The organism is Litoreibacter sp. (assembly GCF_039974535.1).
In the GTDB taxonomy this organism is placed as follows: domain Bacteria; phylum Pseudomonadota; class Alphaproteobacteria; order Rhodobacterales; family Rhodobacteraceae; genus Litoreibacter.
On sequence record NZ_JBDWIU010000011.1, the window covers coordinates 153,448 to 167,867 of the forward strand.

General features: G+C 57.1%; 12 protein-coding genes. 5 read left to right on the top strand and 7 right to left on the bottom strand.

Annotated features, from left to right (window positions below):
• Nucleotides 1-3 precede the first annotated feature (3 nt).
• The 3 genes from ABJN86_RS11195 to ABJN86_RS11205 all read left to right on the top strand — a co-directional run bounded on the left by ABJN86_RS11195 (nt 4) and on the right by ABJN86_RS11205 (nt 3,427).
• Nucleotides 4-1,323, top strand: a complete 1,320-nt coding sequence (locus ABJN86_RS11195) for a nucleobase:cation symporter-2 family protein (protein ID WP_348367145.1) — start codon at nt 4-6, stop codon at nt 1,321-1,323.
• Nucleotides 1,324-1,520: 197 nt separating this feature from the next.
• On the top strand, nt 1,521-1,889 hold the full coding sequence (locus tag ABJN86_RS11200) for a hypothetical protein (protein ID WP_348367146.1): 369 nt from the start codon (nt 1,521-1,523) through the stop codon (nt 1,887-1,889).
• Nucleotides 1,890-2,068: 179 nt separating this feature from the next.
• A complete protein-coding gene (locus ABJN86_RS11205; RefSeq protein WP_348367148.1) occupies nt 2,069-3,427 on the top strand; it encodes a phosphomannomutase in 1,359 nt (452 codons plus the stop codon).
• A 42-nt stretch (nt 3,428-3,469) separates the two neighbouring features.
• Here ABJN86_RS11205 and ABJN86_RS11210 read toward each other — a convergent pair whose 3' ends face one another.
• The 4 genes from ABJN86_RS11210 to ABJN86_RS11225 all read right to left on the bottom strand — a co-directional run bounded on the left by ABJN86_RS11210 (nt 3,470) and on the right by ABJN86_RS11225 (nt 7,368).
• Complete coding sequence (locus tag ABJN86_RS11210) at nt 3,470-4,738, bottom strand: Hint domain-containing protein (RefSeq protein ID WP_348367149.1); 1,269 nt, start codon at nt 4,736-4,738, stop codon at nt 3,470-3,472.
• A 223-nt stretch (nt 4,739-4,961) separates the two neighbouring features.
• Entirely contained in the window at nt 4,962-5,555 is a 594-nt protein-coding gene (locus tag ABJN86_RS11215) for a L,D-transpeptidase (RefSeq protein ID WP_348367151.1), read from the bottom strand.
• Nucleotides 5,556-5,628: 73 nt separating this feature from the next.
• Nucleotides 5,629-6,609 (bottom strand): glyceraldehyde 3-phosphate dehydrogenase NAD-binding domain-containing protein, encoded by a 981-nt coding sequence (locus ABJN86_RS11220; protein WP_348367153.1) that lies wholly within the window; start codon nt 6,607-6,609, stop codon nt 5,629-5,631.
• Nucleotides 6,610-6,642: 33 nt separating this feature from the next.
• On the bottom strand, nt 6,643-7,368 hold the full coding sequence (locus tag ABJN86_RS11225; protein ID WP_348367155.1) for a DsbA family protein: 726 nt from the start codon (nt 7,366-7,368) through the stop codon (nt 6,643-6,645).
• A gap of 142 nt (nt 7,369-7,510) precedes the next feature.
• Between ABJN86_RS11225 and ABJN86_RS11230 the strand changes: the two genes are divergently transcribed.
• Nucleotides 7,511-9,562: a protein-disulfide reductase DsbD domain-containing protein gene (locus ABJN86_RS11230; RefSeq protein ID WP_348367156.1), complete on the top strand. Its 2,052-nt coding sequence runs from the start codon at nt 7,511-7,513 to the stop codon at nt 9,560-9,562.
• 208 nt (nt 9,563-9,770) lie between these two features.
• A complete protein-coding gene (locus tag ABJN86_RS11235) occupies nt 9,771-11,921 on the top strand; it encodes an esterase-like activity of phytase family protein (protein WP_348367158.1) in 2,151 nt (716 codons plus the stop codon).
• A 344-nt stretch (nt 11,922-12,265) separates the two neighbouring features.
• Here the strand turns inward: ABJN86_RS11235 and ccmI are convergent, their stop codons facing one another.
• Genes ccmI through ABJN86_RS11250 form a run of 3 tightly spaced genes read right to left on the bottom strand, consistent with a single transcriptional unit; the run spans nt 12,266 to nt 14,420 of the window.
• Nucleotides 12,266-13,417: a c-type cytochrome biogenesis protein CcmI gene (gene ccmI / locus ABJN86_RS11240; RefSeq protein WP_348367160.1), complete on the bottom strand. Its 1,152-nt coding sequence runs from the start codon at nt 13,415-13,417 to the stop codon at nt 12,266-12,268.
• Nucleotides 13,414-13,881 (bottom strand): cytochrome c-type biogenesis protein, encoded by a 468-nt coding sequence (locus ABJN86_RS11245; RefSeq protein ID WP_348367162.1) that lies wholly within the window; start codon nt 13,879-13,881, stop codon nt 13,414-13,416. Before ABJN86_RS11245 ends, ccmI begins: the two co-directional genes overlap by 4 nt.
• Nucleotides 13,878-14,420 carry a DsbE family thiol:disulfide interchange protein gene (locus tag ABJN86_RS11250; protein ID WP_348367163.1) on the bottom strand — a complete coding sequence of 181 codons (543 nt, stop codon included), beginning with the start codon at nt 14,418-14,420 and terminating at the stop codon, nt 13,878-13,880. Before ABJN86_RS11250 ends, ABJN86_RS11245 begins: the two co-directional genes overlap by 4 nt.

Consider the following 14,420-nt stretch of genomic DNA (forward strand, 5'->3'; position numbering starts at 1 on the left):
CAAATGACAGATACCAACCTAGGGACCTATTCGGATCCCAATAGCACGCCCCCCATGGGGCAGACCGTCCCGCTGGGGCTGCAACACGTCTTGGCGATGTTCGCCTCCAACGTAACGCCTTCCATTATCGTCGCAGGTGCCGCCGGCCTTGCCTTTGGCTCGGCTGAGCAAGTTTACCTAATCCAAATGGCCATGCTGTTTGCAGGCATCGCCACCCTGTTCCAAACCGTAGGCATGGGCCCTGTTGGCGCGCGCTTGCCGATCATGCAGGGCACATCCTTTGCCTTCGTTGGGGTTCTTGCTGGCGTCGCGGCAACCCAAGGTCTGGGCGTGGCACTGACCGCCTGTATCATCGGCGGTACGATCCACTTCTTGCTGGGCTCCGTCATCCAGAAGCTGCGCTTCTTGTTCCCGCCGCTAGTCACTGGCTTGGTGATCCTTGCTATCGGTCTGTACCTGATCCCAGTGGCGATCAAATACGCCGCTGGTGGTGCCGCGAAGTTCCAGATGGAGGCCGAAAGCTTCGGCTCCTTGATGCACTGGTCCGTGGCTTTAACCGTTGTGATTGTGTCCTTGGCCGTGAAGTTCTTCACCAAGGGTTTCTTGTCCAACGCCGCGATCCTGATCGGCCTGCTGGCGGGCTACGCGCTGGCTTTCGCGCTTGGCATGGTCAACTTCGGCGCTGTCGGTAAAGCCTCTTGGATCACCGCGATCAAGCCGCTGCCTTACGGGTTCGAGTTCTCGCTGGGGGCCGTCATCGCCGTGACCTTGGTGTCCATCGTGTCTGCGATTGAAACCGTGGGCGACGCCTCTGCCACCACCAAGGCGGGTGCTGGGCGTGAAGCCACCGACGAAGAGATCGCCGGTGCGACCTACGCTGACGGCTTGGGCACTGCGATTGCGGGCGTCTTTGGCGGCTTGCCAAACACATCCTTCAGCCAAAACGTGGGCATCGTCGGCATGACCGGCGTGATGAGCCGTCACGTGGTGACAGTTGCAGGTATCATCATGATCCTGTGCGGCTTGATCCCTAAGGTGGGCGCGGTCATTGCCTCCATGCCTTTGCCAGTGCTGGGCGGCGGCGTGATCGTGATGTTCGGCATGGTGGCATCAGCCGGTTTGAACATGTTGACAGAAGTGAACATGAACCGCCGCAACATGATCATCATCGCGGTATCTTTGGCCGCAGGCCTTGGCCTGAACTTGGTGCCTGAGGCCGTGCAATACGTGCCGGGTGTGATGAAGACACTGATGACCTCCGCCGTTGCCCCAACAGCGATCATCGCGATCGTGCTGAACTTGGTGCTGCCAGAAGAAGGCTAAAAGGTTTTGGAATAAAAATGACAGGCCCCGTGTATGACATGGGGCCTGTTTTTGTTTGTGTAGGTGTTGGCTATGAGACCAAAGCAAACGATGCTTCGCTTCATTCCAATGCCCCCACAACAACATTCTACTAGCAAACCATCGACCAACCTCAAATTTTCGGCTAATTGAAAATCCAAAAACGACGAGGCAGAACAATGAAGCTAATTTTTGGCCTGATTATTTGGACGTTCCAACTGATCTATCTCCTTGCGGCCGCAATTTTTAAAATAATAAGTCAACTATTTTCCAATGTATCTTCTGCGACACTAGGGCATTTGAACGAAAATGCGGAGCGCGGGAGAACCTATGTCAGAGCATATTACTACCTCGAATCCTTAGAGAGTGGCGGAGCGGACTCTCCTGAAACTGCGAACCGCATTTCGTCTAGCTTATTTGAACCATGGTCCGACCCCGATGTTGATAACAGAGTAATAAGACGAGCCATGGCTTACGCGAAGCAACAGCACGGAGGCAATCAACTGCCAATTATTGCACAAGCACGGGAACAAGGTTTCAAGGGTTAAGAGCTGACGTGTCGCCTTTGCGCGACCGCAGAAATCCGAATGGAGCCATTGGCGGAGCCGAACCGAAAGATAATTTCGCCCAACAGTGCGAACATCCAACCAATCTACCAGGCACAACGCCCCCTTGGACGCCCGCGCAGTTCGCTGTAGACGTTGTGGTAACAACACGAGGCGAGATTATGGAAAAACTGACCTGTTTCAAAAGCTACGACGTACGCGGCCGTTTGGGCGACGAATTGAACGAAGACATTTGCTACCGCATCGGGCGCGGGTTTGCGCGGTCCATCGACCCTGTATCAGTGGTGATCGGCTATGACATCCGCCCGACCTCCAAGGCGCTGGCGCATCAGCTGGCCGAAGGGCTGCGCGACGAAGGGGTGGATGTGATCGACCTTGGCCTCTGCGGCACCGAGGAAGTCTATTTCGCCACCACCCGCTTTGTCAGCGACGGCGGCCTGATGGTCACCGCCTCCCACAACCCGATTGACTACAACGGCATCAAAATGGTGAAGGCTGGATCGCGGCCAATCTCCTTAGCGGACGGGTTGGGCGAAATCCAAGCCTTGGCGGAGGCCAATGATTTCGGCCCCGCGAAAACCCGCGGCTCCTTGAAGCAAGAAAACCCCCGTCAAGCCTATGCCGAGCGAGTGGTCAGCTTCGCGGATACCTCCACATGGCGGCCCATGAAAGTCGTGGTCAACGCGGGCAACGGCGTGGCTGGCCCCGCCTTTGAGGTCATCGCCAAAGAGCTGGACGCCCCCATCGAGTTCATCCGTCAACATCTGGATCCCGACGAGACATTTCCGAACGGCATCCCTAACCCGCTGCTCGAAGAAAACCGTGCGCAGACCGCCGATTTGGTGCTGGCCGAAGGCGCTGATTTGGGCGTTGCATGGGACGGCGACTTTGATCGCTGCTTCTTCTTTGACGAAACAGGTGCTTTCATTGACGGTGAATATGTCGTGGGCCTTTTGGCTGGTGCCTTCCTTGGGAAGAACGAAGGGGCCAAGATCATCCACGACCCCCGCGTGATCTGGGCGCTACTTGATCTGGTCAAGACAAGCGGCGGCGAGGCCGTGGCCTCCCAATCCGGCCACAGCCACATCAAGGCAAAGATGCGCGACGTCGATGCGGTCTACGGCGGCGAGATGTCCGCGCACCACTACTTCCGCGACTTCATGTATTGCGACAGCGGCATGATCCCTTGGTTGCTGCTGATTGAGCATATGAGTGCGTCAGGCAAGAAGCTGTCGGAGCTGGTCGCCGACATGCAGGCCCGCTTCCCGTCGTCAGGCGAGATCAACTTCAAGTTGGCGGACAAGCAACCCGCAATAGATGCCTTCGAGGCGGCATATCTGGGCGGCGCTAAGGCCGTGGACCGTCTGGACGGGCTGTCACTGGACTACGGGGACTGGCGAGTGAACCTGCGCCAATCTAACACGGAACCCGTGCTGCGCTTGAACGTAGAGGCGCGCGGCGATCGTGCATTGTTGGCTGAGAAAGTCGCTGAGATCAGCGCGTTGATCACACAAGCGTAAGACAACGCCCGCCTAAAAATAAACCAACGGTCGCCCCGCGAATTAAAGCGGTGCGATCAATGCCACCGCTTCAAACTTGCGCAAGAAACGGCGCGCAGGTTGGTGTACGGGATGATCTACATCCATCAAATCCGGAAACAGGTTTGAGAGCTCTTCATACGTGTCTCTATCGGCTTCACAGTGCTGGTCACCAACAAAGAAGCTCTCGGTGCGAGCCCCGTTTGAATACACGATCTGATGGCGATCAAACATGATGTGATAGTAGATCACGCGCGAGCAAGGGGCACGGTAGATGGTCATGCCGTCACACAAATGAGTTGCGGCGCAAAGAACCTCCGCTTCCCCCAGCAACAGATCGCAATGCCAGCCATCGATCAACATGCGGTGCTGAGGAGAGACATAAAGCGGGGCATCATTGCCAACCGTCCCCGTCTCGAAACATATGGGGGAATACTGACCCTCCCCCGGCACCGAATGCGCACCGACCCAACGCAGTGGTTGGGGGCCATCATCAACTGTATCAATCAGCTGACCCGCAACCAAATCTTCAACCGCAACATCCCCCGTGGGCGTGCGGATACACGTGCCAGCCGCAAAGCACGCGACAGAGATGCCAGCCGCAGGCACCCCGAGGTAGGTTAGGGTATTTCCGTTAGCGAGCGTTATAAGCCCGTTGGAGCTTCCCGGACTAAAGGGGGCGAATGTGGCACCAGGAGGAAGAACAAGCGAGTCATTGCCGTTACCCGCATTGACGAAAGTGGTGTTCTCACCGACAAAAATAGTGTCGTCACCGTTGCCACCGTTCAAATTTCCCGAGCTGGTGCCACCGATTAGGATGTCATCGCCATCCCCGCCGTTGAGGTTGTCGTTCCCCCCGCCACCAATCAAGGTGTCGTTACCAGCGTCGCCGGAAATATTATTATTCCCAGTGCCACCAGTTAGGGTGTCATCCCCGCCTCCACCGCGGATAGTCCCCCCGATTGCCCCGCTATCTGTGAGCGTGTCATCGCCGTCCCCGCCGACGTAGCCAAAGCTGTTTAGCCCAACGCTTCCGCTGATATTGTTGCCCGCATCATTCGCGCGGTACCCAACAAAGTTGCTGAACGATCCGCTGCCAAGATCGGCATCCGTAAAGCTGGTAACTGTCCCTGTATCCGTGTCCAGAATGGAGACCCCAGAAGCAGTCAGTGTAATTTCAAAGGCATCATCGACACCTCTGGCATCAAAGGTGCTATTATTACTAACATTCAATCCGGCCCAAAATGTCGAGTCAAACAGATCAGAGCTGGATGGTGAAATAAATACTGGCATGGTGGGACCGGAGGGGCTCTATCGCTGATCTTCTGCTTACTTAAAAGCAGACGTTGGAGGTGAGGATATATCAATAACTAATTGATATCAATGGGTTCCAATTAATCCAGCCCACCGTCTTTCATGATGAACCGTAAAACCCGCATTTTTACCTGATCTTTGTTTGAAAGCACAAAAGGCGCCTCAACTTGAGGCGCCTGATTACTCACTTCATTGAAAGTGCCTAGATAACACGGACCTGCGTCCCAACGGGGCAAAGGTCGAACAATACCGCAATCTGCTCGTTATACAGCCCGATGCAGCCCGAGGATGACCGACGCCCGATCTTGCGCGTGTCATGAGTGCCGTGGATCAGATACGCAGGCCACGACAGATACATCGCGTGAGTACCAAGCGGGTTGCCCGGACCAGGAGGCATATAGGCAAGATCAGGGTCTTCAGCGATCATCGAGGCGGTTGGTGTCCAATCCGGCCCGATACGCTTGCGTACGATCTTGGTGTAGCCACGTTTGGTCAGGTCTTCTCGGCGCGGAACGGATGTCGCGAAAACGCGGTAATCGCTGCCGTCTGCGTTCCAGAAGTGGAGCGCACGGGATGTCGTGTCAGCCACAACGGTCGCAACACCAAGCGTGTCGAAGTGGTCTTGCCATTGCTGGTATTGGAAACTGGATGCGTTGCGCGTCACCCCAGATGAGGCTTGCGGCGCACCGATTTCGTCAACCGGAGTTTCGATGCTTTGCGCACGCAACAATGTTGGCGTCGCCAAAGCTGCGGTGGCCGATGTCAAAAACAGACGGCGTGATTGTTTATTGCTCATAGGTTTATGGCCTTTGACTGCGTTGAGTATCACCGGTGAGTTAACACTTCATGCGAGCTGCGCAAACTCACATCTATGTCATTCGCCCTGCCAGATTGATCATCCGGTTTGAGAAACCCCATTCATTGTCATACCAACCAAAAACCCGCGCCATGCCCCCCGACTGCGTCACATGCGTCTCGGGCAGCGCCATCACGATACTTTCTGGACGGGCACGTAGATCAGACGACACCAATGGCTCGTCCGTTGTTCCGATAATCTCATTTCGCGCGCCCATCAGGACATCGTTGATTTTTTCTTCTGTAAAAGGCCGTTGCGCCTGAAAGCTCATGTCGATGGCCGACACTGACGCCGTTGGAACCCGTACCGATGTTGCAAAAATTCGCCCCGCCAGATCAGGCAGGACCAAATCCGTCAGCTTCCCCGCAGAGGTCGTTGTGGGCACCATAGACAGTGCCGCCGCCCTTGAGCGCACCAAATCACCGCGTGGCGCATCGACTGTTGGCTGTGACCCTGTGTAGCAGTGAATTGTTGTCATATGTGCAGTCATCAGACCAAAAGCATCATCAATCACCCGCGCCAAGGGGGCCAATGCGTTGGTCGTGCAAGACGCGCAAGACACGATGGAGTGCTCACCTAGCGCCTCATCATTCGCACCCAGCACGATTGTTTGATCCGCTGACGGGCACGGCCCCGAGATCAAAACCTTCGACGCCCCTGCTCTCAACCCGCGCTCCGCAAAGTCGCGCGTGTTGGCTTTGCCGGTACATTCCAGCACAAGCTCAACCCCGCTTAGATCAAGCGAGGACAGATCAGGCGTGCCCGTCAAAGGGTAGCGAACGCCATTGATCGTGAGGGAGGCGTCATCATAGCTCACATCGCCATTGAAGGGTCCAAATACGCTGTCATGCTTTAGCAAATACGCGCACAGTTCCGGCTTCGCGATGTCGTTGAGTGCCACAATCTCCAACCCCTCACCCGCAGGGGTCGTGGTCAATAAACGCAATATCGAGCGCCCGATGCGCCCCAAACCATTGATGGCAATTTTCGCCATGAGCCCACCTCTTGGCCATATGTTAAGGTATTGTTAGCCCGCGTCGCGGCTTTGCGCCACTAGTGCTTGCATTTGCTCCAGCTCAATCGCACCCGGAACCAATTGCGAGCCGAAGATGAAGGCAGGCGTGCCGTTCAGGTTCAGTGCTTGCGTCAATTGCATGCTGGTCTGGATATGAGCCACAACTTCTGGCGCTTCCATGTCGCGCTTCAGCTGGTCAATATCAATGCCGAGCTCCACCGCAATAATGCCAACGCTGGTCTCATTGGCGCGGCCCTCAAAGCTCATCATGGCATTGTGAAATTCTTCATATTTACCCTGTGCGCGGGACGCCAAGGCAGCGCGTGCAGCATAGACGCTCTCTTCACCCAAAATCGGCCACTCACGCATAACAACCTTCACATTGCTGTCGGACGCCACCAATGCATGCACGTCGTCAAAGCTGCGTCGGCAGTAGCCACAGTTGTAATCGAAGAACTCAACCACAACCACATCCCCGTCCGGATTGCCCAGCACCGGCGCGTTTGGATCATTATCAAGTGCCGCGCGGTTGGCGGTCAACATGGCCTGCGCCTGATCTGCCTGAGCTTGCTCTTCGCGCGACTGCAATACCTGAATAGCTTCCATAACGATTTCAGGGTTGTCGCGGATAGTTTGAAGAACCAATTCTTGCATTTGCGCTTTGGACAATTCTTGCGCAGTCACCGCCGGAGCAGCAAGACACAAAGCAAGAGCAGTCGACATGGCTAAACGGATCATTGGGCAGGTTCCTTGGAAACTTGAAAGATTTGACAGGACCGTGATCTGCTGCGAGCGGATTGTCAAACACTTGACCATCACGAGGCGGTGAAACACCGCAAAACCCCTTGCGTTTGGGGGGCGCACGGGGGACCAAAGCTCTATGAAAACACTTGCCTCACTTTTCCTCGCTTGGCTGCTTGTGGCCTTATCCCCCGCAATGGCCGCATCCTCCCTTGCGTATCAAAGCGAGCGGATCACCGCACGTCTGATCACCGCAGAAAACGCCATCACCCCCAACGCAGGAACCATTTCGGCCGCCTTGCAAATAGAGCTGGCCGATGGATGGAAAACCTATTGGGAGGCCCCGGGATCAGTAGGCTACGCGCCCGAATTGAACTGGGACGGCTCGGCAAATGTCGCGCAAGGCACAATCCTTTATCCCGCCCCCACGCGGTTTGTCGCCTTCGACATTGAGAACTACGGCTACGAGAAACAGGTCACCTTCCCAATCCAGTTGGAGCTGGATCAGACAGGCGGCACCACGGTGATGAACATGTCGGCCAATGTGCTTGTCTGCGAGGAGCTGTGCATCCCCGAGTTCTTCGAATTATCGCTGACGGTCTTGGCTGGCGAAGGCGGCATCGATACGGCCTCCGCAAACACCATTGCCAATGCTGCCGCCAAAGTTCCCACGACCTTGGACGCCGCAGGCATGAGCAACGCCCGCTACTGGATTTCGCCTGACAAAGCCGAGTTGCAAGTCGCCTTGGACAGTGGCGCGCCATTCGGGCAAAATCTGCAAATCTTCCCCAACATGGGGTCCGACGCCTCGTTTGGCGCGCCCAGCTTTGCTTTCTCTGGCGACCGGACCTCTGTGGTGGCCAGCCTCCCTTTACTCACCGCCCCGCCAACGATCAAATCGGCCAAAATCACGGTCCGCGATGGTGAGCGCGCGGTAACATTCGACGCCGTCACCCCCAATGCAGTCGCCTTAAGTGCGGATAGCGAGGCCACCAGCCTGTGGTGGATCGCCGTCATCGCGTTGATCGGCGGGTTGATCCTGAACATCATGCCCTGCGTCTTGCCGGTGCTGACGATCAAGTTTGCCTCCGCCCTGAAATCCCACGATCAAAGCCTTGGACGCATCCGTGCGGGCTTCTTGGTCTCGGCTTTGGGCGTGCTCGCGTTCATGTGGGCCTTGGTGGCCATCTTGCTGGCGATCCGCGCAGGCGGCGGTCAAATCGGCTGGGGCGTGCAGTTCCAGAACCCGATCTTCCTTGGGGTGATGATCACCTTAATCGCGGCCTTCGCCGCCAACATGGCGGGTCTGTTCGAGATCACCCTACCCCAGCGGCTGAACAGCAAAATGGTGCAAGCCGAAAGCGGCGGTGGCCTATGGGGCGACTTCGCGACGGGTGCCTTGGCAGCCGTTCTGGCCACCCCCTGCTCCGCCCCGTTCTTGGGCACTGCCGTAACCTTCGCCTTAGCGGGCAGCGGGTTTGAGGCCTTCGTGATTTTCACCGCCCTTGGGCTAGGCTTGGCCCTGCCCTACCTTGCCATTGCCCTGCGCCCAAGTTGGGTGAAGGCACTGCCCAAACCCGGCGTTTGGATGGTGCGGGTCAAATGGGTCATGGCGGCCCTGCTCGCGCTAACCGCCCTATGGCTGGCGTCGGTTTTGGCCTTGGTCGCGGGCTGGGTTGTCACCTTTGTGCTGCTTGGCCTGATCGTGCTGTCTATCGCCGCGATGTTGCTGCCAAAACGCCAGCCGCTTACCAGAGCACTCCCCGTAGTGCTCATGATCGCTGCGGTCCTGACCCCAGTGCTGATCGCCTCCGCCCCACAAGCGTTGGAGCGCAGCGCCAATTGGCAATCATTCGATCAAGCAGCCATCGAAAGCCATGTGGCCAACGGCGAGATCGTCTTTGTCGACATCACTGCCTCCTGGTGCCTGACCTGCAAGGCCAACAAGGCCCGTGTGCTGGACCGGGATCAGGTGGCGACTGCACTGTCAGCGGACGGCGTGATCTCCATGCAAGGGGATTGGACGCAGCCTGATCCGTTGATCCTAGCTTACCTAAAAGCAAACGGGCGCTTTGGCATCCCGTTCAACATCGTCTACGGACCAAACGCGCCGGAAGGCATCGCATTGCCCGAGTTCTTGACCAATGACGCGGTCCTAGAAGCGCTGGAAATGGCCGCAGCCAAATCGTAACAGCGGCGAATGGCGGAAATGGAGCCCACTTCGACCGGTACTGCAGAAAACAGGAGCGTCCGCTCTTGTGGTTGGTGACGTCGCTGCCAGCTTTTTGTACAGAGTTTCTGAGTGGGAAATTTTCACCTGACCGTTACAAAACCGTCATTCCAACGTTATGAAACAAACCAATGATGCGCGCGAGACCGTTCACATTGGGGAATCCAAAATGTTACTAAAACTACTCGGAATGTCGTCAGCCGTTGCGATCACCGCGACAGGCGCTGCGGCCGAAATGAACTTCAACCGCATCAGCAGCTTCGCAACCTTTGCCAATAACCAAGACGCGTCGGCGGAATCCTCCGCTGAGATCATCAGCGCATCGGGTGATGGCATGACACTGGTTTATTCTGACAGCCCCCTCGGCGCGATCGGACTGATCGATATCACGGATCCAACTGCGCCGGTGGCAAAGGGCAACATCGACGTTGGCGGCGAACCGACAGCCGTGTCCGTTTTAGGCAACATCGCCATGACGGGTGTGAACACATCACAAAGCTACACAGCGCCTTCGGGCGTATTGAAGGCGTTCGATCTAACAACAATGCAAGAAGTTGCTGCCTGTGATTTAGGCGGTCAGCCCGACAGCACCGCAATTGCACCCGATGGCAGCTTTGTCGTTGTCGCGATTGAAAATGAACGCGATGAAGATTTGGATGAAGGTGGCCTTGGTCAACTGCCTGGCGGATTTGTTGTGACCATCGGCATCGAAAACGGTGCCCCGGCCTGTGACAGCATGGTGCAGATAAATGTTAATGGGTTGGCCGACATCGGCGCCGACGATCCCGAGCCCGAGTTCGTGGACGTAAACAACGCGGGCGAAATCGTCGTAACGATGCAGGAAAACAACCACATCGTTGTGATGTCCCAAACGGGCGAGATTTTAAGCCACTTTTCAGCCGGTTCTGTTGATCTCACAGAAATCGACACAACAGACGAGCGCGGCGCGCTACTCTTCACTGAATCCCAAGAAAGCCGCTTGCGTGAACCAGACGGCGTTCAATGGATCGACAACGATCACTTCGCGATCGCCAATGAAGGCGACATGGACGGCGGCGCACGGGGTTGGACCATTTTCCACAAAGACGGCACCGAAGTTTTTGAAGCGGGCAACAGTTTTGAACATGCCATTGTCCAGCTTGGCCATTACCCTGACAAACGCTCGGACGCCAAAGGTGCAGAACCTGAGGGTATGGAATTCGCCATTTTCAATGGCACACCCTACGCCTTCATACTGGCCGAGCGGGCCTCTGTTGTTGGCGTATATGACGTAACCGACCCCAATGCCCCAATTCTCAAGCAGTTGCTCCCGTCAGGTATCGCGCCAGAAGGTGCCATCGCGATCCCATCGCGTGGTCTGTTTGTCACTGCAAACGAAGCTGATTTAATCGAGGATGGAGGCATCCGCAGCCACGTGATGATCTATGAATACCAAGACGCACGCGCCACGTATCCACAGCTTACCTCTGCAGGTGCGGATGAATTGATCGGATGGGGTGCAATCTCGGGCATGGTCGCCGGTGAGAGTGGTATGGTTTACGCCGTGAACGACAGCTTTTACAGCTACCAACCCACTATCTTCACCATCGACACAACCGTAACGCCCGCACAAATCACCGATGCTTTGCCGATCACGCGCGGTGGTTCTCCCGCGCAAAAGCTTGATCTCGAAGGTATCACGCTGGATGGCAAGGGCGGGTTCTGGCTCGCGTCGGAGGGTCGGACAAACCGAATGATCCCACATGGCATTTACCACGTAAACAGTGACGGTGAGATTGAAAAAGAGATCAGCCTGCCAGCAGACCTTCTTGCTGTTGAACGGCGTTTCGGATTTGAAGGCATCACATTGATCGACGGGACGCTTTGGATGGCAGTTCAGCGTGAATGGGCAGACGACCCTGCCAATCACGTAAAACTGGTCGCTTACAATATAGAAACCGGCGAATGGGGCGCGGTTCTTTATCCAAAAGCATCGGCCAGCACAGGCTGGGTCGGGCTGTCAGAAATCGTGGCACATGATGGCGACGTCTATGTCATCGAGCGTGATAACCAAATCGGCGAGAATGCCGTGATCAAGATGGTCTACCGCATTTCCGGCGATCAAATGGTGCCAGCGGCACTCGGTGGTGATCTGCCGATCGTTACCAAAGAAGCGGTGCGCAATCTTATCCCTGACTTGCAAGCTGGCAACGGGTATGTCGTGGACAAAGTCGAAGGTCTGGCAATTTTTGCAGATGGCGCAGCCTGGGCCAGTACGGACAACGACGGCGTCGATGACAGTTCAGGCGAGACCTTCTTTTGGTCCATCGGCAACTTTTAATCCGACTTATCTTTGACAATACAGTGCGCAGTTTTTCACTGCGCACTGTTTGCGATTGCAGGCCGTGCAAAATGACGGCCAGCTCCTAACTCAGTCACACCAATTTATTGATTACGCGCCCTTGGTTCTTTTCACTGGGGGGGCCGCCGATCGAAAGCGGGTATTGATCCTCTGGCCCTCAAGGTCCGTTACGTCCCACGCGATCAACTTTGGCCCAGCTCGCGGCGAAGGTCCGGTCTGGGTCAGAAATACCTGACGTTTGGGACAGGATTGCGTGGCGCGGCTCATTGGCTTGCCTCAAGAGGGTTACCGTATCGGGGCAAAGCTGCGCCACGCTCCACATCCTAATTCTTGAGTGCGGCCAACCCTTGCTCCACCGCTGCGCGGCGTGGGTCGTCTTGAGGCAACGTATCGGTGATCTCCTTGGCGCTCTCGAAGGCGGAGCGGGCGTTATCAAGCTCGCCCAATACGCCATATGCACGGGCCAGTTGCAGCCAGCCTTCGAGGTTGTCCGGCTCCTCTTCCATACGCTGCGCAAGATTGCTGACCATAGTGCGCACGAACTCTTGGCGCTCTTCCTCCGTCATCTCGGCGGCGGCGTCCACATCTTCGACGGACGGGCCACGCGGGGCATCAGGGAAGTCAGGCAGCGACGCAGGCTCAAAGCCCAGAAGGCCACCCAAACGGTTCACCTCCTCCATGAAGAACGGCATCCACGGGGCGGGCGTTGCCTCTTGAGCGACACGGTCCAGCAGCGCTTGGCGCGCCTCTTGGCCGCGCCCGTCTTGGGCCATGGCCACCGCACGGTAGTAGGTGCCTGCGGGGTTTGACGGGTCCATCTGCACCGCGCGGTCAATCGCGTCCAGTGCAGGTTTCGTGACTAGCCCGTTCTCGGCGGTGATCAATGCCTCCGCATATTGCGACCACGTGGAGGACGTTGCGTCCTCGCGCTCCACAATACGCGAATAGGCGTAAGCCGCATCCGCGTAACGCCCCATGTTGCCGTAGGTCGTGGCAAGTAACTGCCAGCCGCGCGTCTCGCCGCCGTCCGGCTCACTTTCCAATTTCAACCGCAGCTGAGTGGTTAACTTTTGCAGGTTCTGGGCTTCGCCTATCTCTTCGCCGCGCTCTGCATAGGGAACAGACGGAGTGCCCGGCACACCAAGCAGCGAATAAACCGCCGCCCCCGCAATCGGAGTGGCCAAGGCAAAGGCGATAAGGACCCCGCGACCAGCCACCTTCGAGGCATCAATCGAGCTGCGCGATTTATCGGCGGAGATCATCCGTCGCTTGATCTCGGTGCGGGCGGCGTCAGCCTCCACGCCTGAGATAATGCCGCGTTCTGCGTCGCGGTCGACTTCGCCGAGCTGGTCACGGAAGATCGCAATGGCCCCGTCCGCACGGTCCACAGTGTCCTCTTCCCGCCGCACCAATGGCCATAGGAATGCCAAGGCCGTAAGCACGGCGAAGGCCGCGGCAAGTACCCAAAAGATCATAGGGAAGTGTCCTCTTTCATCAGCTTGGCCAAATCGGCCTCCTCTTCGGCACTCAACTGAAGGTCATTTTTAACCGGTGCGCGCGGGCGGCGCGCCAATGAGACGGCCACCGCCGCGCCCCCGATGAACAGAATTATGAACGGGCCAAACCACAAGGCGTAGGTGGACGGCTTGAAGGGCGGCTTGAACAGGACGAAGTCGCCGTAACGCACCACAAGGAAGTCAAAAATTTCTTGATCGCTATCGCCTGCGACCAAGCGCTCGCGGATCAAAATCCGCAAGTCACGGGCCACGCCAGCGTCGGAGCTGTCAATCGGCTCGTTCTGGCAAACGACGCAGCGCACATTGGCCGAAATCGCGCGGGCCCGTTCCTCCAAAACCGGATCGTCCAAAATCTCGTCCGGCTCCACCGCCCATGCGGGGCTGGCGAGCAAGGCAAGCGCGAGCGCCGCCGCACGTATCATTGGCGCACCTCGTCCAAGGCCTCAAGGAAGCGGCGCAAACCATCGCCGACCACAGGGCCTGCGAAGCGGTGACGAATGATGCCGTCCGCGTCGATGATGAATGTCTCCGGCACGCCAGATATCCCCAACTCGATCCCCCCGCGTCCTGAATAATCAGAGCCAAGGGCCACATATGGGTTGCCCAGCTCTTCGAGCCATTTGGCAGCCGCCTCGGGTTTATCTTTGTAGTTGATCCCGATGAGGGTCACGCCCTCCTCCTGCCCCAAACGGGTCAGGTTGGGATGCTCCGCGCGGCACGGACCGCACCACGAGGCAAAGAAGTTCAGCAGCTTGATGCCGTCCATATCGTTGATGTCGGCGGTGCTCAGACCGGGGCGCTCCACACCCTCAATCGCGGCCAAGTCGATTTGCGGCACCGGCTTCGAGATGAATTCCGACGGCAAGGACGATGGATCACGCCCCCCCGACAGCCCCCAAATTGCAAAGCCGCCAATGATCATTGCCACCACCAAGGGCAGCGCGAATAGCAATCGTTTCAT